The organism is Falsiroseomonas ponticola (assembly GCF_016805305.1).
GTDB lineage: Bacteria > Pseudomonadota > Alphaproteobacteria > Acetobacterales > Acetobacteraceae > Falsiroseomonas > Falsiroseomonas ponticola.
The window spans coordinates 232,728-250,378 of the sequence record NZ_JAERQN010000002.1 but is presented as its reverse complement, the minus strand read 5'-3'; the positions used below and the strand labels follow the sequence as shown (position 1 = coordinate 250,378).

The 17,651-nt window shown below is 74.1% G+C and carries 17 protein-coding genes; 11 read left to right on the top strand and 6 right to left on the bottom strand.

The features are described from left to right. Nucleotides 1-74: 74 nt before the first annotated feature. Genes JJI54_RS08705 through JJI54_RS08695 form a run of 3 tightly spaced genes read right to left on the bottom strand, consistent with a single transcriptional unit; the run spans nucleotide 75 to nucleotide 3,177 of the window. Nucleotides 75-1,358 (bottom strand): bifunctional enoyl-CoA hydratase/phosphate acetyltransferase, encoded by a 1,284-nt coding sequence (locus tag JJI54_RS08705; protein WP_203072575.1) that lies wholly within the window; start codon nucleotides 1,356-1,358, stop codon nucleotides 75-77. Further along, a complete protein-coding gene (locus JJI54_RS08700; RefSeq protein WP_203072574.1) occupies nucleotides 1,355-2,341 on the bottom strand; it encodes an NAD(P)H-dependent glycerol-3-phosphate dehydrogenase in 987 nt (328 codons plus the stop codon). The genes JJI54_RS08705 and JJI54_RS08700 overlap by 4 nt, the downstream gene beginning before the upstream one ends. Nucleotides 2,342-2,349: 8 nt before the next feature. Beyond that, complete coding sequence (locus tag JJI54_RS08695) at nucleotides 2,350-3,177, bottom strand: 23S rRNA (adenine(2030)-N(6))-methyltransferase RlmJ (protein ID WP_203072573.1); 828 nt, start codon at nucleotides 3,175-3,177, stop codon at nucleotides 2,350-2,352. Nucleotides 3,178-3,295: 118 nt separating this feature from the next. Here JJI54_RS08695 and JJI54_RS08690 point away from each other — a divergent pair, with 118 nt between their 5' ends. Further along, nucleotides 3,296-3,568 carry a hypothetical protein gene (locus JJI54_RS08690; protein ID WP_203072572.1) on the top strand — a complete coding sequence of 91 codons (273 nt, stop codon included), beginning with the start codon at nucleotides 3,296-3,298 and terminating at the stop codon, nucleotides 3,566-3,568. Between the two features lie 8 nt (nucleotides 3,569-3,576). Continuing rightward, nucleotides 3,577-3,984 carry a type II toxin-antitoxin system VapC family toxin gene (locus JJI54_RS08685; protein WP_203072571.1) on the top strand — a complete coding sequence of 136 codons (408 nt, stop codon included), beginning with the start codon at nucleotides 3,577-3,579 and terminating at the stop codon, nucleotides 3,982-3,984. A 1-nt stretch (nucleotide 3,985) separates the two neighbouring features. Here the strand turns inward: JJI54_RS08685 and JJI54_RS08680 are convergent, their stop codons facing one another. Then, a complete protein-coding gene (locus tag JJI54_RS08680) occupies nucleotides 3,986-4,195 on the bottom strand; it encodes a YMGG-like glycine zipper-containing protein (RefSeq protein ID WP_203072570.1) in 210 nt (69 codons plus the stop codon). A 62-nt stretch (nucleotides 4,196-4,257) separates the two neighbouring features. After that, complete coding sequence (gene tsaD, locus JJI54_RS08675; RefSeq protein ID WP_203072569.1) at nucleotides 4,258-5,307, bottom strand: tRNA (adenosine(37)-N6)-threonylcarbamoyltransferase complex transferase subunit TsaD; 1,050 nt, start codon at nucleotides 5,305-5,307, stop codon at nucleotides 4,258-4,260. A gap of 58 nt (nucleotides 5,308-5,365) precedes the next feature. Between tsaD and hemC the strand changes: the two genes are divergently transcribed. The 7 genes from hemC (at nucleotide 5,366) to JJI54_RS08640 (ending at nucleotide 13,991) form a co-directional block, all read left to right on the top strand. Beyond that, entirely contained in the window at nucleotides 5,366-6,391 is a 1,026-nt protein-coding gene (gene hemC, locus JJI54_RS08670) for a hydroxymethylbilane synthase (protein ID WP_203072568.1), read from the top strand. 5 nt (nucleotides 6,392-6,396) lie between these two features. Beyond that, the gene (locus JJI54_RS08665) at nucleotides 6,397-7,134 is read left to right on the top strand and encodes a uroporphyrinogen-III synthase (RefSeq protein ID WP_318987468.1); all 738 of its coding nucleotides are present in this window, start codon (nucleotides 6,397-6,399) and stop codon (nucleotides 7,132-7,134) included. Further along, nucleotides 7,131-8,504 carry a hypothetical protein gene (locus JJI54_RS08660; RefSeq protein WP_203072566.1) on the top strand — a complete coding sequence of 458 codons (1,374 nt, stop codon included), beginning with the start codon at nucleotides 7,131-7,133 and terminating at the stop codon, nucleotides 8,502-8,504. Before JJI54_RS08665 ends, JJI54_RS08660 begins: the two co-directional genes overlap by 4 nt. A 10-nt stretch (nucleotides 8,505-8,514) precedes the next feature. Then, nucleotides 8,515-9,777 carry a heme biosynthesis HemY N-terminal domain-containing protein gene (locus tag JJI54_RS08655; protein WP_203072565.1) on the top strand — a complete coding sequence of 421 codons (1,263 nt, stop codon included), beginning with the start codon at nucleotides 8,515-8,517 and terminating at the stop codon, nucleotides 9,775-9,777. Nucleotides 9,778-9,945: 168 nt separating this feature from the next. After that, complete coding sequence (speB, locus tag JJI54_RS08650; RefSeq protein ID WP_203072564.1) at nucleotides 9,946-10,908, top strand: agmatinase; 963 nt, start codon at nucleotides 9,946-9,948, stop codon at nucleotides 10,906-10,908. A gap of 57 nt (nucleotides 10,909-10,965) precedes the next feature. Further along, nucleotides 10,966-11,901, top strand: coding sequence for a Bug family tripartite tricarboxylate transporter substrate binding protein (locus JJI54_RS08645; RefSeq protein ID WP_203072563.1), 936 nt, complete (start codon nucleotides 10,966-10,968; stop codon nucleotides 11,899-11,901). A gap of 101 nt (nucleotides 11,902-12,002) precedes the next feature. After that, a complete protein-coding gene (locus JJI54_RS08640; RefSeq protein WP_203072562.1) occupies nucleotides 12,003-13,991 on the top strand; it encodes a methyl-accepting chemotaxis protein in 1,989 nt (662 codons plus the stop codon). A gap of 36 nt (nucleotides 13,992-14,027) precedes the next feature. Here the strand turns inward: JJI54_RS08640 and JJI54_RS08635 are convergent, their stop codons facing one another. Further along, nucleotides 14,028-14,783, bottom strand: a complete 756-nt coding sequence (locus JJI54_RS08635; RefSeq protein ID WP_203072561.1) for an HpcH/HpaI aldolase family protein — start codon at nucleotides 14,781-14,783, stop codon at nucleotides 14,028-14,030. A 167-nt stretch (nucleotides 14,784-14,950) separates the two neighbouring features. On the opposite strand from JJI54_RS08635, the gene JJI54_RS08630 reads away from it, so the two are divergent. Then, nucleotides 14,951-16,345 (top strand): FAD-binding oxidoreductase, encoded by a 1,395-nt coding sequence (locus JJI54_RS08630; protein ID WP_203072560.1) that lies wholly within the window; start codon nucleotides 14,951-14,953, stop codon nucleotides 16,343-16,345. A gap of 59 nt (nucleotides 16,346-16,404) precedes the next feature. After that, nucleotides 16,405-17,610, top strand: coding sequence for an MFS transporter (locus JJI54_RS08625; RefSeq protein ID WP_203072559.1), 1,206 nt, complete (start codon nucleotides 16,405-16,407; stop codon nucleotides 17,608-17,610). Nucleotides 17,611-17,651 lie beyond the last annotated feature (41 nt).

Genomic DNA, 17,651 nt, shown 5'->3' with positions numbered 1-17,651 from the left:
CGTTTCAACCGTGGGGGAACGCTGTTCCCCCACACCCCCATGCCAGGGGCGAGACGCCCCTGGACCGTCGGCAATCAGGCTGCGACCAGGCGCAGAAGCGCCGCCGAGGCCAACCGGCTGTTGGCGTCGTCGCTGCGGCTCGTCAGCGCCATCGGCACCCGCAGGCCCAGCACGATGCCGGCACTCGCCGCGCCACCCAGCAGGGCCAGCTGCTTCGCCAGCATGTTGCCGGATTCGATATCCGGGCAGACCAGCACATCCGCCCGGCCCGCCACCGCGCTCACGATGCCCTTGGTCCTCGCCGCCTCCAGGGAGACCGCATTGTCGAAGGCCAGCGGCCCATCCAGCACGCCCCCCGCGATCTGCCCGCGATCCGCCATCTTGCACAGCGCCGCGGCATCCAGCGTGGACACCATCTTCGCCGTCACCGTCTCCACCGCCGAGAGCAGCGCAATCCGCGGCAGCTCCACCCCCAGCGCCGCCGCCAACCCGATCGCATTCCGGACGATATCCGCCTTGGCGTCGAGGTCGGGGGCGATGTTGATCGCCGCATCGGTGATGATCAGCGGCCGCGGATAGAGCGGCGCATCCATGACGAAGCAGTGCGAGACACGACGCTCCGTCCTGAGGCCCGCCTCCCGCGCCAGCGCCGCCACCATCAGCTCATCCGTGTGCAGGCTGCCCTTCATCAGCGCGCCGGCGCGGCCCTGGCTGACCAGCCGCACCGCCTCTTCCGCGCTGGCATGGCTGTGCGGCGTGGGCACGATCTCGAACCCCGCCAGGTCCATCCCCTCCGCCGCCGCACGGATCCGCGCCTCCGGCCCCACCAGGATCGGCGTGATCAAGCCGTGGCGCGCCGCCAGAAGCGCGCCGCGCAGGCTCTCCCCATCGCAGGGATGGGCGACGGCGGTCGGCACCGGCGGCCGGCCGGCACAGCGCGCGAGCATCGCCGCCAGCAGCCGCCGCGGCTGGGTGCCGAAGGGCCCCGTCAGGTCGCCATGCCGCTCCAGCGGTTCCGTCAGCTCCGCAATGCCCGTCAGGATCGGCTCGCCGCCCGCATGCCGCACGGCGCAGCGCAGCCGCACCACGCCGGGGTTCGTCGGCGCCTCCACCTCCGCGCTGATGACGACCTCGTCGCCCTCCGCCAGATGGCCACTGAACGAAAAATCCTCCCGCAGCAGGCGGCAGCCCGGCCCGGGCAGGCGGGTCAGCAGCAGCCGCGTCATCAGCGTCCCCGCTGCCCGCACCGCCAGCGCCGGGTCATCGGACCCGATCAGCGCCGCCACGGGCGCCAGTTCGGAGGCCAGCACGCGATGGGTGACGCTGTCGCGCGTCCCCGGCGGGAAGAGGCTGCTCATTCATCCCTCCGCGGTCGCGCCAGCAGCGTGCCCATCGCCTCGGCCACCGTGAGCTTCCCCGCCAGCAGATCGGCCACCGCCGCGCCGATCGGCAGTTCCACCCCCGCCTGCGCCGCCCGCGCCACCAGCGCCGGCGCCGTCGCCACCCCCTCCGCCACGCTGACCCGCGCGGCCAGCACGGCCTCCAGCGCGGCGCCCCGGCCGAGTTCCATGCCGAGCGAGGTGTTCCGGCTGCCCGGCCCCGTCGTCGTCAGCAGCAGATCGCCGAGCCCCGAGAGCCCCGCCGCCGTCTCCGCCCGCCCGCCCAGCGCCACCGCCAGGCGCGACAGCTCCGCCAGGCCGCGCGTCACCAGCGCCGCCCGCGCATTCTCCCCGAGCCCCGCGCCGATCACGGCCCCGGCCGCGATGGCGATCACGTTCTTCGCCGCGCCGCCGACCTGCACGCCCATCGGATCGTCGCCGCCATACAACCGAAAGCCGGAAGTCCCGAGCCGCTCCGCCGCCAGCCCCCGCAGCCCCGCATCCCGGCTGGCGATGACGGCCGCCGCCGGCAGCCCCTTCGCCACCTCATGCGCGAAATTGGGGCCGGAGAGCACGGCCGCGGCGGCGCCGGGCCGCACTTCCTCCAGGATTTCCAGGGGCAGCTTCAGCGTCCCCCGCTCCACCCCCTTGGCGCAGACCACCAGCGGCGCGCCGGTATCGGGCAGGGTGGCCAGCGTCGCCCGCAGATGCTGCGCCGGCACCACCAGCAGCCAGAGATCAGCGCCGTGCAGCGAAGCCGCCTCCGCCGTCACGCCAACCGCCGATTCCAGCGCCACGCCCGGCAGGTAGCGCTGGTTCTCCCGCGCCGCCGCGATCGCCGCCGCCCGGCCCGCATCCCGTGCCCAGAGCGTGACGGCATTCCCCGCCCGCGCCGCCTGCTGCGCCAGCGCCGTCCCCCAGGCGCCCGCGCCGAGCACCGCGATCCGGCCCGTCCCCGTCATGCTGGTCCCTATTCCGGCGTCACGCGGGTGACGCCCGCGCCGGCCCCATCCTCGCCGCGGGAAAGCCGGGGCAGCAAGCGCGCCAGGATGACAGCGGCCTGTTCCTCGAAGCCGAAGGGCGCATTGGCCACCAGCAGCCCGCAGCCATTCAGCCGGGTGGGGTCGAGCGGCTCCCGGATCACGATCTCCGCCGCCAGGCAGTCCGGCACGGCGGCATCCTGCAGCGCGTGGTGGAAGGCGCGGACCGGCGCGCGGTGCTTGATGGGATACCAGGCGGCGACGATGCCGGCGCGGAAGCGGTGGCGCAGCCGGGCGATGGCCTTGGCCAGGCGGTCGAACTCGCCTTCCTGCTCGAAGGGCGGGTCGATCAGCACCAGGCCGCGGCGTTCCGGAAAGGGCGTCAGCGCCTCGATCGCCTCCCAGGCGTCGCGCCTGTGGACCGCGACCTGCGCGTCGCCGCGGTATCGCGCGCGGAGCGTCGCATGGTCCTCCGGGTGCAGCTCGCACAGCACCAGCTGGTCCTGCGGCCGCAGCAGCGCCCGGGTGATGGCGGGCGACCCCGGATAGGCCGCCGGGTATCCCAGCGCCTCCACAGTCCGGAGATAGTCGGCCAGCGCCGGGTCATCCGCGCCGGAGACCCGCCCGATCCCCTCCCGCCATTCCCCCGTGCGCTGGGGTTCCGGGGCGGAGAGGTCATAGGCCCCGATGCCCGCATGGGTGTCGAGCACCCGGAAGGGCTTCGGCTTGGCCATCAGCCCACGCAGCAGCGCCACCAGCAGCGCATGCTTGGCGACGTCGCAGAAATTCCCGGCATGGAAGGCGTGGCGGTAATTCACGCCCCGGGGCTAGCGCCGGGCCCAAGGGGGCGCAAGGCAGGCCGGCGCAAGCCGCGGGGCCCTTGCCGCCCAGCATGGCATCCGGATATGTTTCCGGAAATAAAGGAGGCCCTGTCCCATGGCGCCTGGCGCTAACCTGGCCGCCCACCGTCGCCGCCAGCGCAGCCGCGGCCTGCAGCGGCTGGAAGTGCAGGTCCGGGTCGAGGATGCCGCCCTGGTCCGGGCCATCGTCGCGGCGCTGGCAGATCCCGCCCAGGCGGAGGCGGTGCGGGCCTCCCTCACGGACCGCTTCGCCCCCCGCCCGGGCCTCAAGGCCCTGCTGGAAGACGCGCCGCTCGATGGCATCGACCTCGACCGCCCCCGCGACACGGGACGGGAGACGGTGTTCTGACCTGGCTGGTGGACACCAACGTCATCTCCGAGATCCGGAAGGGCGCGCGCGGCCATCCCGGCGTGGCCGCCTGGTGGCAGGGCGTGCGGGAGGAAGACCTCTTCCTGAGCGTGCTGACACTCGGGGAAATCCGGCGCGGGATCGAGGGCGTGCGCCCGCGCGATCCCGCCAAGGCGGAGGCCCTCCACCGCTGGCTGGCCGCCGTCATGGGCGGTTTCGCGGCGCGCATCCTTCCGGTGGATGCGCGGGTCGCGCATGAATGGGGCCGCATCGGCGCCGGCCGCAGCGTGCCCGTCATCGATGGCCTGATCGCCGCCACGGCAAACGTCCACGGCTTGGTGCTGGTCACGCGCAACGTGGCGGATGTGGAGGGGCTGGGCGTCAGGACGCTCAACCCCTTCACAGCCGAGGGCTAGATCACCGCGCCGTCACGGCCCCGCCCACCGCGCCGAGCCCGCCGCCCACCAGGGCGCCCGTGCCCGCATTGCCGGACAGCGAGCCCACCGCCGCGCCGGCGCCGGCGCCCAGCAGGCCGCCGCTGACCGCCCGGCTGCCGGGCGAGGAACCGCAGGCCGCGACACCCAGCGCCAGGGCCACGGCCATCATGAATCGAGGGGCGAAACGCATCGGCGTATCCTCCATACCTGTGCGGTGGTGGAACGCCCGAGGCGCGACAAGGCTCCCGCCGCTCACACGGGGGTGACGGAAAGCTCCGAAAGCGGCCAGCGCGGCCGCGGCGCGTGGTCCAGCGCCTCCGTCAGCCCCGCCCGCAGCCGCTCGATCCCGGCCCAGGCGATCATCACGGCATTGTCGGTGCAAAGCCGGATGGGCGGCGCCACCAGCGGCAAGCCGGCCTTGGCGGCCACCGCCGTCAGCGCCGCGCGGATGCCCTGGTTGGCCGCGACGCCGCCCGCCACCACCAGCGCCGTCGCATCCGGCGCCATGGCCAGCGCATGGGCCGCGCGGTCCGCCAGCGTCGCCGCCACCGTCGCCTGGAAGCCGGCCGCGAGGTCCGCCCGCCCCTGCTCGTCGATCCCCTTGGCCACGATGTTCGCCACCGCCGTCTTCAGCCCGCTGAAGGAGAAGTCGCAGCCCGGCCGCCCCAGCAGCGGCCGCGGCAGCACGAAGCGCGTGGCATCGCCCGAGGCCGCCAGCCTCTCCAGATGCGGCCCGCCCGGCCAGGGCAGGCCCAGCAGCTTGGCCGATTTGTCGAAGGCCTCGCCCACCGCGTCATCCAGCGTGGTGCCGAGCCTGACATGCCGGCCCACCCCCTCCACCTTCACGCATTGGCAATGCCCGCCCGACAGCAGCATCAGCAGGTAGGGGAATGACAGCCCGCCCGCGAAAACCCCCGGCAGCCGCGGCGTCAGCGCATGCCCCTCCAGGTGGTTGATGCCGAGGTAGGGCACCCCCGCCGCCAGCGCGATCCCCTTGCCGAGCGTCGCGCCCACGATCAGCCCGCCGATCAGCCCCGGCCCCGCCGTCGCCGCCACCGCCGCCAGGTCCCCCGGCCCGACGCCCGCCTCCCCCATCACCCGCCGCACCAGCCCGGGCAGGTGGGCCAGATGCGCCCGCGCCGCGATCTCCGGCACCACCCCGCCATAGGGGGCATGGTCCTCCAACTGGGAGAGCACGGCCTCCGCCAGGATGGTCCCATCCGCCCGCAGCAGCGCCGCCGCCGTCTCGTCGCAGGAGGATTCGAGCCCCAGCACCACGTCGCTGTCCCGCAGGGGCCGCATGGGTTTCGTCGCCTGCACCACTTTCGCCTTTCCGATACCGGGCCTATGTCCGGCGCCCATGTCGGTAGCCCATCCCCACGCCCAGTCCCAGCCTGGCGCTTCCCACCCGCATCAGGCCGTGAAGCCGCATATGCGCTCGCTCCCGCTGCGCGTCGGCACGCGGGGATCGCCGCTGGCGCTGTGGCAGACCCGCCACTTCCTCGGCCTCATCACCCGCTTCTGCCCCGTGCTGCGGGACGTGAAGGCCTTCGAGGAACACGCCATCACCACCTCCGGCGACCGGATCCAGGACAAGCGCCTGGCCGATATCGGCGGCAAGGGCCTCTTCGCCAAGGAGATCCATGAGGCCCTGGCCGATGGCCGGATCGACTTCGCCGTCCACAGCCTGAAGGACCTGGAGACGGAGATGCCCCCCGGCATCGTCCTCGCCTGCACCCTGAAGCGGGAGGATGCGCGCGATGCGCTGATCCTCGGCCCCGCCTGCAACCCGCCCGATCCCTCCGACCCCTTCGCCTGCCTGCCCGCCGGCGCCGTCATCGGCACCGCCTCCGTCCGCCGCCAGTCGCAGATCCTGCATGCGCGGCCGGACCTGCGGGTGGAGATGATCCGCGGCAACGTTCAGACGCGCCTCGCCAAGGTCCGCGAACCCGGCGGCCCCACCGCCTCCCTCCTGGCGCTGGCCGGCCTGCGCCGCCTCGGCCTGGAAGCGGAGGCGGGTGTCGTGATCGACCCCGATGCCATGGTCCCCGCCGCCGGCCAGGGCATCGTCGGCGTCACCGTCCGCGCCGACGACACCGAACTGCATGAACTCCTCTCGGGGATCGAGGACCGGGAGGCCAAGGCCGTCTCCTCCGCCGAACGCGCGCTGCTGGCGGCGCTGGACGGGTCCTGCCGCACCCCCATCGGCGGCCATGCCCGCCTGCTGCCGGATGGCCGCCTGCACCTGACGGGCCTGGTGGCCCGCGCCGACGGCTCCTTCCTGCTGAAGCGCAGCCTGCATGGCGCGGCCGCGGATGCGGCGCGGATCGGCCGCGAACTCGGCGACAGCCTCCGCCGCGACAGCCCGGCCGACCTCTTCGGGTGAACCCCGTGGCGCCGCGCCAGGTGCTGGTGACGCGGCCGGAGCCGGGCAGCGAGGAAACCGCCGCGCGGCTGCGCGCCCGCGGCCTGGCGCCCGTGCTGGCCCCCGCCCTGGTGCTGGAAGCCCGCCCCTTCGCGGCCCCGCGCGCCCAGGCCATCCTGATCACCAGCCGCGCCGCCGCGCGGGCGCTGCGCCCGGCGCCCCTCCCCCTCCTCGCCGTCGGCGACGCCTCCGCGAAGGCGGCGCGGGAGGCCGGTTTCACCGATGTGACCGCCGCCGCCGGCACCGCGACCGACCTCGCCCGCCTCGCCGCCGAACGCCTGCGGCCGGAAGCGGGCCCGCTGCTGCTCGCGGTCGGCGAAGGCTATGCCCTTGATCTCGCGGCCGATCTCCGCGCGCGCGGCTTCCGCGTCACGCGCCGCATCGCCTATCACGCGGCGCCAGCCCTCACCCTGCCGGAAGCCTCGCGCGCCGCTCTTTCCGCCGGCGGCATCACATCCATCCTGTTCCACTCGCCTCGCTCCGCCGCCTGTGCCATCACCCTCCTCCAAGCCGCCGGCCATGCGGCCGCCCTGGCGGGGATGGAGGCCTTCGCGATCAGCCAGCGCGTGGCGGATGCCGCCGCGGCCGCCATCGCCCCCCTCTCCTTCCGGGCGGTGCATGTCGCCGCCCGGCCCAGTGAAGACGCCTTGCTGGCGCTGCTCCCGGGCGGCGCCGCGGAACCAGCCCCGCCAGGAGCATCATGAGCGCCCCTCCCCCGCCCACCTCCTTCCAGGACCGTCTTCGCCGCCTCCGGCTCGACCCCGCCGCCCTGCCCATCGCCGTGGCCGGCGTGGTGCTGGTGGGCGCCGTCGCCTGGCTGATCGCGCGCCCCCTGCCGCCGGCCCAGCCCCCCGCCAACCCCCTGGCGGCGGAGGTCGCGGAACTCCGCGCCCAGCTCCAGCAGGTGGCCGGCCTCGACCGCCGCCTGGCGGCGCTGGAAGGCACCACGGCCCGCATCGCGGGCCTCGAGGCCCTGCCCCCCCGCATCGCCGCCCTGGAAGGCCTGGCCCAGCGCGTCACCGGCCTGGAAGGCCTCACCCAGCGCGTGACGGCCATCGAGGGCCGCCCGCCCGTCGATCTCGCGCCGCTGCGCGACCAGCTGGCGGAGGGTGAGCGCCGCGCCGCCGCCCTGGCGGAATCCCTGGCCGGGGTGGAGCGCATCGCGCGCGACACCGCCGCCCGCCCGGCCATCGACCCCACCCAGCTCGCCGCCCGCACGGCGGTGGAGGCGCTGACCCAGCGCGTCGATCGCCTCTCCGACCGCACCGAGGCCTCGATCCGCCAGGACGAGGCCCGCGCCGCCGCCGCCGCCTCGCGGCTCGAGGCCCTGGCGCGGGAGGCCGCGGCCCGCGACGCGGCGCTGGAAGCCGCCCAGGCCCAGGCCGCGCAGCGCATCGGCGCCACCGAAGCCGCGCTGGCCGGCCGCATCGCCGCGCTGGAACAGACCATCGCGACCCGCACCGCCGCGCTGGAACAGGCGATCGCCAGCCGCGCCACCGCGCTGGAACAGGGCCTGGCCGCCCGCGCCAGCGCCGCCGAAGCCCAGGCCGCCCGCGTCGCCGCCCTCGAAGGCGCCGCGCAGCGCCTGGCGGCGCTGGAAGGCCGCGCCGGCCGCATGGCGACCATCGATGCGCTCCGCGCCACGCTGGAAGCCGGCCGCCCCCTCGGCGGCGCGCTCGCCGGCCTGCGCGACGCGCCGGAAGCGCTCACCCGCTTCGCCACCGTGGCACCGCCCACCGAATCGGCGCTCCGCCTGTCCTTCGAGGAGGCCGCCCGCGCCGGCCGCGCCGCCAGCGAACCGGCCCGCGAAGGCGCCGGCGTGCTGGACAGCGCCGTCAGCCGCCTCTCCGGCCTCGTCACCGTCCGGCGGGGGGAGGAGATGCTCTGGGGCGATGCCGCCGCCGCCGAGATCGAGCGCGCCCGCCGCGCGCTGGAGGCCGGTGACCTGGAGGCCGCCCTCCAGCGCCTCGCCCGCCTCTCGCCCCCGGCGAAGGAGGCGATGCGCGGCTGGATCAGCCAGGCGGAGGCGCTGGTCGCGGCGCGCGCCGCGCTCCGCAGCCTGGCCGCCGGCTGAGGCCGCCGCCATGCGCAGCGCCCTCCTCTACCTCGTCCTGCTCGCCGGCGGCCTCGCCGGCATCCTCTGGCTCGCCCGCCTCGGCGGCGCGGTCGAGATCCGCGTGGCGGATGCGGAAATCCTGGTCAGCCTGCCCGTCGCCCTGCTGCTGCTGGCGGTGCTGTTCCTGGTGCTGCACCTGATCCTCGTGCTGATCGGCGCGCTCCGCCGCCTGCCCGGCCGCATCCGCGCCAGCCGCGCGGCGAAGCACCGGAACGAGGGTGACGCCGCCCTCACCCGCGCCCTGATCGCGCTGGCCGCCGGCACCCCCGATGTCGCGCGCATCGAGGTGAAGCGCGCCCGCAAGGGGCTGGGCGACACCCCCCAGACCCTGCTGCTGGCCGCGGAGGCCGAGCGCCTGGCGGGGCGGGAGGATGCGGCCGCCGAGGTCTTCCAGGCGCTGGCCGCCCGCCCCGATGCCCGCTTCCTCGGGCTCCGCGGCCTGCTCCGCCAGGCCATCCAGCGGGAGGATTGGCCGACCGCCCAGCGCCTGGCCCGCGAAGCGGAAGCCGCCCAGCCCGGCGCCGCCTGGCTGCGGCAGGAACGGGAAACCCTCGCGCTTCGTACCCGCGACTGGCGGGAAGCCCTGTCGCTGGCCGCCCCCGGCCCGACCCAGGCCGGGCTCGCCCTGGCCGCCGCGCAGCAGGAACCCGACCCCTCCCGCGCCATCGAGCTGGAACGCCAGGCCTTCCAGGCGGACCCCGCCTTCGCCCCGGCCGCGCTCGCCTTCGCCGCGCGGCTGCGCGCCGCCGGCAGCCCGCGCCGCGCGCGCTCCACCCTGGAACAGGCCTGGGCCGCCCGCCCGCACCCCGACCTGGCGCGCGACTACCTGCTGGAGGAGGAGGACCCGCTGCACCGCGTGAAAGCGGTGGAGGCGCTGATCCACAACAACACGAAGCACCCGGAAAGCCAGCTGCTGATGGGCCGCGCCGCGCTCGCCGCCGGCCTCACGGGCCGCGCGCGGACGGAACTCGATGCGCTGGTCGCCTCCGGCCGCGCCGACCGCCGCGCCTACCTGGCGCTGTGCGACCTCGAGGAGGTGGAGAAGGGCGACCTGCCGGAAGGCCGCGCCGCCCAGGCCCGCTGGCTGCGCGCCGCCGCGACGGCGGCGCCGGAGCCGCGCTGGCGCTGCTCCTCCTGCGGCACGGACCATGCCGACTGGGCGCCGGCCTGCCCGGCGTGCAATTCGGTGGGCACGATCGGGTGGACGAGTCCGCAGCAGTTGCCGGTCTGAGGTTGCCAAGGGGGAGCTCCGCTCCCCCTTGAACCCCCACGCCAGGGTCCAGCCGGACCCTGGACCGGGAGATTTTTCACCCGATGACGGTCCAGGGCCGTCACGGCCCTGGCGGATGGGGTACGGGGAAGGCAGAGCCTTCCCCGGAACCACCAGGACCATCCCCGCATGGATTTCCCCCAGCCCCTCGACGGCGCCATCACCCCCCGCTTCGCCGGCCCCGCCACCTTCATGCGCCTGCCGCAGATCGAGGACGCGACCCAGGTCGATATCGGCCTGCTCGGCGTGCCCTTCGACCTCGGCACCACCAACCGCACCGGCCCCCGCCACGGCCCGCGGGAAATCCGCAACGTCTCCTCCATCATCCGCCGCGCGCACCCCGTCACGCGCGTCGAGCCCTGCCGCCTGTGCCGCGTCGCCGATGTCGGCGACACGCCCACCAACCCCGCCGACCTCATGGCCTCGCTCACGCTGATCGAGGATCGCGTGGCGGAGATCCGCGCCACCGGCGCCTGGACCCTGGCGCTGGGCGGCGACCACCTCATCTCGCTCCCCATCCTGCGCGGCATCCACCGCGCGCGGCCCGGCCTCGGCCCGATCGGCATGGTGCATTTCGATGCCCATTCCGACACCAACGACACCTATTTCGGCGGCGCCCGCTTCACCCATGGCACGCCCTTCCGCCGCGCGATCGAGGAAGGGCTCCTGGACCCGGCGCGCATCGTGCAGATCGGCATCCGCGGCTCGCTCTTCGACGCGACCGACATGCACTGGGCGCGCGACCAGGGCATCCGCATCATCACCATCGAGGAATTCCAGGACCTCGGCATCGAGGCGACGATGGCGGAAGCGCGGCGCGTCCTCGGCGACGCGCCCTGCTACCTCACCTTCGACGTCGATTGCCTCGACCCCGCCTTCGCCCCCGGCACCGGCACGCCGGAGATCGGCGGGCTGATGCCGCGGGAGGCCCAGCGCATGCTGCGCGCGCTGCGCGGCCTGCCCATCATCGGCGCGGATGTGGTGGAAGTGGCGCCGCCCTTCGACCTCAACAACGCCACCGCGCTGATCGCCGCGACCATGATGTTCGAGATCCTCTGCCTGATGGCGGAAGCGCGCGTCACGAAAACGTAACACTGGCGCGGGTATTGCTTCGCGGGCGGGGCCAACCCGCCCGAGGACACGCCCCGCATGCGCTTCCTGCTCGCCCTCCTCCTCACCGCTGCCGTCGCCACCGGCACCGCCCGTGCCCAGGCGCCCATCACCCTGGTGGTGAATTTCGGCGCCGGCGGCAGCGCGGACCGCATGGCGCGGCTGGTCGCGCCGGTGATGGCGGAAGCGCTGGGCGCGCCCGTGGTGGTGAAGAACACCACCGGCGCGGCGGGCGCGATCGGCGCGCAGGAAGTGGCGCGCGCCCGGCCGGATGGCACGACGCTGCTGCTGACCACCAGCGGCCCCATGGTCATCCAGCCGCATTTCCGGCCGGACCTGCCCTATCGCCTCGCGGATTTCGCGCCGGTCTGCCTGCTGGGCGACGCGCCGGTGATGATGATGGCGGCGCCCGCCAGCGGCCTGCGCAACGCCGCCGACCTGGTGGCGCGGGCGCGCGCCACGCGGGGCGGGATCGACTACGGCTCCGCCGGCCCCGGCTCCATCCCGCATATCGTCATGGCGGCGCTGGCGCTGCGCACCGGCGCGCCGATGACGCATGTGCCCTTCCGCGGCAGCGCGGAAGCGATCATCGCCCTGCTGCGCGGCGACGTCTCCGTCTATGCCGACCTGCCCGGCGGCATGCGCGCCAACAACCTGGTCGGGCTCGGCGTCATGGCCGAAGCGCGCATGGCCGAATTCCCGGAGGTGCCGACGCTGCGCGAGCAGGGCTTCGACCTCGTGCATTCCATCTGGGCCGGCCTCTACGCGCCGGCCGCGACGCCGCCCGCCTTCCTGGCGCGCGCCGAAGCCGCCTGCGAAAGGGCGCTGCGCGCCCCCGCCACGGTGGAGGGCTTCGCCCGCCTCTCCACCCCCATCACCTATCGCGGCCAGCAGGATTTCGCCGCCTTCCAGCAGGCGGAGTTCACCAGCTACCGCGCCATCCTGCAGGCCGCGGGCATCCGCCCCGGCGATTGAACGCCGGGCGCGGGGCCACCGCCCGGCGCGGTGGTTCAACGCCGGTTAATGTTCGCACGAAACAGTAGCGGCCCACCGCCTTCACCTTCGGATAGCCCGCCATGCGCCTGCGCCTCGCCACCCTCCTGCCCGCCCTGGTCGGCCTCGTCGCACTCCTGGCCCTCGGCTCCACCGGCTTCGGCGCGCTGTCGCTGCGCCAGGCCTCCGATTCGCTCGCCCATGTCTCCCACCAGGCGCTGCAGCCGATGGTGCATCTGAAGGCGCTGTCGGATGCCTATGCGGTCAGCGTGGTCGATGCCTCCCACAAGGTGCGCAATGGCGGCTTCACCTGGGAGGAAGGGGCGAAGGCGCTGGCGGAGGCCGCGACCGTCATCGACCGCTCCTGGCGCGCCGTGGCCACCATGGAACTCTCCCCGGGCAGCGCGGCGCCCATGGCCGATGCGCGCGCCCGCATCGCCGCCGCGCAGCGCCTGCTGGCCGACCTCACCCTCATCGTGCGGGACCGGGACGCGGCGCGGCTCGATTCGCTGGTGCGCGAACGCCTCTACCCCGCCATCGACCCGCTGACCGAATCGATCGGCCTGCTGCTGGATGCGCAGATCGCCGATAGCGGCAGCCTCGTCACCGCCGCGATGGAACAGGCGCGGCGGGACCTCTGGGCCGCGATCGCGCTGCTGGCCGCCGTGCTGGCGCTGCTGGTCGGCGTCGCCGCCATCATCGTCGGGCGCGTCACGCGCCCCATCACCCAGGTCACCAACGCCACCCGCATCCTGGCCGCCGGGCGGCTCGACGTCGCCATCCCGCATGGCGCCCGCGGCGATGAGGTGGGCGAACTCGCCCGCGCCGTCATCGTCTTCCAGGCCGGGCTCCGGGAAGCCGAGGCCGGCCGCAACGCGCAGGCCGAGGCCCGCAGCCGCGCGGAGGCCGACCGCGCCGCGGCGCTGCGCGACATGGCGGAGAAGGTGGAGACCGAGACCGGCCGGGCGGTGGACCTGGTGGCCACCCAGATGGCCGCCATCAGCCGCGACACCCAGGCCATGGCCGATACCGCGAGCCTGGTCGCCGCCGAAAGCGGCCAGGTGCGGGAAGCGGCCGGGGAGGCGCAGGCGAATGTCCGGACCGTCGCCGCCGCCACCGAGGAACTCGGCGCCTCGATCCGCGAGATCGTCGTCCAGGTCACCAACACCGCCAACGCCACCGAGAAGGCCGCCGCCCGCGGCCAGGAAGGGCGCCTGAGCATCGAGGCCCTGTCGCGGGAGGTGGAGCGCATCGGCGGCGTCGCCCGGCTGATCGCCGACATCGCGGGGCAGACCAACCTCCTCGCCCTCAATGCGACGATCGAGGCCGCCCGCGCCGGTGATGCCGGCAAGGGCTTCGCCGTGGTGGCGAACGAGGTGAAGACGCTGGCCGCCCAGACCGCCAGGGCGACGGAGGAGATCGCCGCCCAGGTGGAGGAAGTGACCCGCGCCACCGACAGCACCGTCAGCGTGGTGACGGAGATGGCGAATGCGGTGGCGGAGGTGAACGGCGCCGCCAGCGCCATCGCCGCCGCGATGGAGGAACAGGGCGCCGCGACGCAGGAAATCGCCCGCGCCATCGCGCTGGCCTCCCAGGCCGCGGGCAGCGTCAATGACGGCATCGCCCGCGTCGCCGGCCGGGTGGCGGATACCGGCAGCCGCGCCGCCCAGCTGCGCGAAGGCGCCGCCGCGGCCAGCGATGCGGTGGGCGCGCTGCGCGGCAAGCTCGTGAAGGTGGTGCGCCAATCGGCGCCGGAGGTCGATCGCCGCGCCGCCCCGCGCATCCCGGCCGACATGCCCGCGCAGCTGCGCCTGCCGAACGGCGCCATCCGCACCGTGACGGTGATCGACCTGTCCATGACGGGCTGCGCGCTGGAAGCCGGGGGCAGCCCGCCGCCGGTCGGCGCCTCCGTCTCCATCCAGCTCGCCCAGCCCGGCATCGGCTTCAGCGGCCAGGCGATGGTGGTGGGGGTGGAAGGGCGGCTCCGCCTCTGCTTCGTCACGCCGGACGACGGGCAGCGGGAAGCGCTGGCCCGCATCATCGCCGCCATCGCCGCCCGCCAGGCGGCGTGACGGCGGCGGGCACCGCGCCCGCCGCCGCCTGCGCGGTCAGCCCTTGGCGACCGCCACCTGCGCCCGCGCGGCCGTCAGCATCAGGCCGCTGTCGTTCATGATGGTCGCCAGGTTGAACCCGCGCTCGAACATCTCCTTCGAGTACTGGCCCGTCATGGTGTGGATGCCGACCTTCACGCCGGCCGCATGGGCCGTGGTGCGGATCCGGTCGAGCACCGCCAGGAACTCCGGCTCCCGCCGGTCCTGCAGCGGCGCCAGGCCGAGCGAGAGGCTGAGGTCCGACGGGCCGATGTAGATGGCATCGACGCCGGGGACGTTGACGATCGCCTCCAGGTTGTCGAGCGCCGTCTTGGTCTCGATCATCGGGATCACCAGCACGTCGTCATTGGCCGCGTTGGTGTCCGCCGCCGCGCCGTAGATGCCGGACCGGATCGGGCCGAAGCTGCGCGCGCCCTTCGGCGGGTAGCGGCAGAAGGAGACGAGGTCCCGCGCCTCCTTCTCCGTGTTCACCATCGGGCAGATCACGCCCTTGGCCCCGCCATCCAGCACCTTGCCGATGATGCCCGGCTCGTTCCAGGGCACGCGCACCAGCGGCGTCACGCCATGCGGCTGCATGCCCTGGAAGCAGGCGACCATGGACATGTAGTCCTGCACGCCGTGCTGGATATCCACCGTCAGGCTGTCCCAGCCCGCCTGGGCCATCACCTCGGCCGAGAAGCCGTTCGGGATGGCGAGCCACCCATTCACCACGGGCTTGCCCGCGGCCCAGGCCGCCTTGACGCCGTTTGCCATTGGAATTCCGTCCCCCCTTTGGGTTGTATGATGACAGGACAAGTACGGACGCTAGGCCCGGGTCAGGGCTACCGTCAACGCAGGGCCCGCGCCTTTGCGGCAGCGGCCGCCGCATGGCAGGGTAGCCCCGCGGGCCGGCCGGCAGGGCCAGGCCCCCGGAGCCCCTGATGAACACCATCTCCGCCCGCCCCGTCGATGCCGTCATCGCCGCCGCCCGCGCCTTCCTCGGCGATCGCATGACCACCAATGGCGCGATCCGCGAACAGCACAGCCATGGCGAGGACAGCTCCACGCCCACGCTGCCCGACGCCGTCGCCTTCGTGGAGACCACGGAGGAAGTCAGCCGCCTCCTCGCCCTCTGCCACCAGCACAATGTCCCCGTCGTGCCCTTCGGCGCCGGCACCAGCCTGGAGGGGCATGTGAACCCCGTCCGCGCCGGCATCTCCCTCGACCTCTCCCGCATGACGGCCGTGCTGGAGGTGAACGAGCAGGACATGGACTGCCTGATCGAGCCCGGCGTGACGCGCCAGCAGCTGAACGAGTTCCTGCGCGACAAGGGGCTCTTCTTCCCCGTCGATCCCGGCAGCCACTGCACCATCGGCGGCATGGTCGCCACCCGCGCCTCCGGCACCAATGCCGTGCGCTACGGCACGATGCGGGAGAATGTGCTGGGCCTCGAGGTCGTCCTCGCCGATGGCCGCGTCATCACCACCGGCGGCCGCACCCGCAAGGCGGCCAATGGCTACGACCTCACGCGGCTGTTCATCGGCAGCGAGGGCACGCTCGGCGTCGTCACCAAGGTCAGGCTCCGCCTGCACGGCATCCCGGAGGCGATGAGCAGCGCCGTGGTGCAGTTCCCGACGCTGGCCGGCGCGGTGGAGAGCACGATCCAGGTCATGCAGATGGGCATCCCCGTCGCGCGGATCGAACTGCTCGACGACGACATGATGGCGGCCTCCATCGCCTTCTCGAAGCTCGACGGCTTCCAGCCGCTGACGACGCTGTTCCTGGAATTCCACGGCACCGAGGGGGCCGTGAAGGAACAGGCGGAGCTGGTCGAGGCCATCACCACCGACCATGGCGGCAGCGGCTTCCGGTGGGAAACCGATCCGGCAGCTCGGGCAAAACTGTGGAAGGCGCGGCATGACAGCTACTGGGCCGGCGTCGCCTGGATCCCCGGCCGCCGCGCGCTGACCACCGATGTCTGCGTCCCCATCTCCCGCCTCACCGAAGCCCTTGTCGGCGCCAAGGAGGAAGCGAAGAGCCTCGGCCACACCACCTGCATCGTCGGCCATGTCGGCGACGGCAATTTCCACCAGATGGTGCTCTACGACCCGGCCGATCCGAAGGGGCTGGAAGGCGCCTGGGACATGGACCGCCGCATCGTCGCGCGCGGCATGGCGCTCGGCGGCACCTGCTCCGGCGAACACGGCATCGGCCTCGGCAAGCGCGAATTCCTCGAGACCGAGCACGGGATCGAGGCGCTGGCCGTGATGCGCAGCCTGAAGGCGACACTCGACCCCAAGGGCATCATGAATCCCGGGAAGATGTTCCGGAACTGAACGGCACTCCCGCCTCCCCCGCAGGGGAGGCGGCACGAACGAAGAAACCAGGAAACGCCATGCCCGCCACGCCCGTCGCGCTGGCCATCCTGCTGCTCTGCACCGGCCACATCTTCTCCAACGCCGCGCGCACCCTGCCCGCCGTCGCCGTCGATGTCCTGACGCGCGACCTCGGCATCACGGCGGAGGCGCTGGCCCAGATCACCGGCATCTTCCCCGCCGCCTTCGCCGCCGTGATGATCCCGGTCGGCATCGCGCTCGACCGCTACGGCGTGAAGCGCACCAACCTCTTCCTCCTCACCGTCGCGGGATCGGGCGCGGTCATGGCGGCGCTCGCCACCGGCCCCTGGTCCATGGCCCTCGCCCAGGCCGTGCTCGGCGCCGGCTGCTCCGGCATGCTGATGTGCCCCATCACCTTCGCCGCCCGCGCCCTCACCGCGCCGCGCTTCGCCGTCTGGTCCGGCATCATCCAGGCCACCGGCAATACCGGCATGCTGCTCTCCGCCAGCCCCCTCGCCTTGCTGATCGAGGCCGTGGACTGGCGCGCCGGCTTCTGGGCCTGCGCCGGCATCGCGGCCCTCGCCATCGCCCTCGTCGCCCTGCTCGTCCCCTCCGACCGCCCCGCCCCCGCGCCCCGCCGCGGCCTGGCGCATGATTTGCGGGAGGTCGGGCGCGTCGCCCTCACCCCCGGGCTGCGCGGCGTCATGGTCTTCACCTTCGCCTCCTTCGCCGCCGTGCTCGGCGTGCGCGGCCTCTGGGGCGGGCCCTGGCTGATGGAGGGCAAGGGGCTGGACCGCATCGCCGCCGGCAACATCCTGCTGGCCTGCACCGTGGCCCTCACCATCGGCCCCGCCTTGGCCGGCCTGGTGCTGAAGCGCTTCGGCCAGGCCCCCGTGCTCATGACACTGAGCCACCTGACCGCCGCCGGCCTCATCGCCCTGATCGTCGCCGGCGACCCGATCGCCCGCGCGCTGGGCCTGCCCGCCATGCCGGTCGCCTGGGACCTGGTGCTGCTGGTGCTGTTCGGCGCCATCATCTCCTTCCAGGTCCTGGCCTTCTCCCTCGTCCGCGGCGCGGTGCCGCCGGAGCAGACGGGCCGCGCGCTCTCCTGCTCCAACCTCAGCTTCTTCTTCGGCGCCGCGGTGCTGCAGGGCCTCTCGGGCCTGGTCGCGGGCTGGGGCGGCAATGGCGCGGCGCTGCTGACCTTCGCGGTCGCGCTGGTGATCTGCTCGCTCGGCTTCTGGGTGCTGCGGCCCCGGCCCTGAACCGGGCGCGGCGCCGAGGCCCCCCCCCGAGGCCCCCCCGT

Bases quoted from the DNA above. Each gene is read 5' to 3' on its own strand.
- JJI54_RS08680 (WP_203072570.1), bottom strand. From the start codon at position 4,195: ATGCGTTTCGCCCCTCGATTCATGATGGCCGTGGCCCTGGCGCTGGGT.
- JJI54_RS08700 (WP_203072574.1), bottom strand. From the start codon at position 2,341: ATGACGGGGACGGGCCGGATCGCGGTGCTCGGCGCGGGCGCCTGGGGG.
- JJI54_RS08635 (WP_203072561.1), bottom strand. From the start codon at position 14,783: ATGGCAAACGGCGTCAAGGCGGCCTGGGCCGCGGGCAAGCCCGTGGTG.
- JJI54_RS08690 (WP_203072572.1), top strand. From the start codon at position 3,296: ATGGCGCCTGGCGCTAACCTGGCCGCCCACCGTCGCCGCCAGCGCAGC.
- JJI54_RS08655 (WP_203072565.1), top strand. From the start codon at position 8,515: ATGCGCAGCGCCCTCCTCTACCTCGTCCTGCTCGCCGGCGGCCTCGCC.
- JJI54_RS08645 (WP_203072563.1), top strand. From the start codon at position 10,966: ATGCGCTTCCTGCTCGCCCTCCTCCTCACCGCTGCCGTCGCCACCGGC.
- JJI54_RS08705 (WP_203072575.1), bottom strand. From the start codon at position 1,358: ATGAGCAGCCTCTTCCCGCCGGGGACGCGCGACAGCGTCACCCATCGC.
- speB (WP_203072564.1), top strand. From the start codon at position 9,946: ATGGATTTCCCCCAGCCCCTCGACGGCGCCATCACCCCCCGCTTCGCC.
- JJI54_RS08640 (WP_203072562.1), top strand. From the start codon at position 12,003: ATGCGCCTGCGCCTCGCCACCCTCCTGCCCGCCCTGGTCGGCCTCGTC.
- hemC (WP_203072568.1), top strand. From the start codon at position 5,366: ATGTCGGTAGCCCATCCCCACGCCCAGTCCCAGCCTGGCGCTTCCCAC.
- JJI54_RS08625 (WP_203072559.1), top strand. From the start codon at position 16,405: ATGCCCGCCACGCCCGTCGCGCTGGCCATCCTGCTGCTCTGCACCGGC.
- JJI54_RS08660 (WP_203072566.1), top strand. From the start codon at position 7,131: ATGAGCGCCCCTCCCCCGCCCACCTCCTTCCAGGACCGTCTTCGCCGC.
- tsaD (WP_203072569.1), bottom strand. From the start codon at position 5,307: ATGCGGCCCCTGCGGGACAGCGACGTGGTGCTGGGGCTCGAATCCTCC.
- JJI54_RS08630 (WP_203072560.1), top strand. From the start codon at position 14,951: ATGAACACCATCTCCGCCCGCCCCGTCGATGCCGTCATCGCCGCCGCC.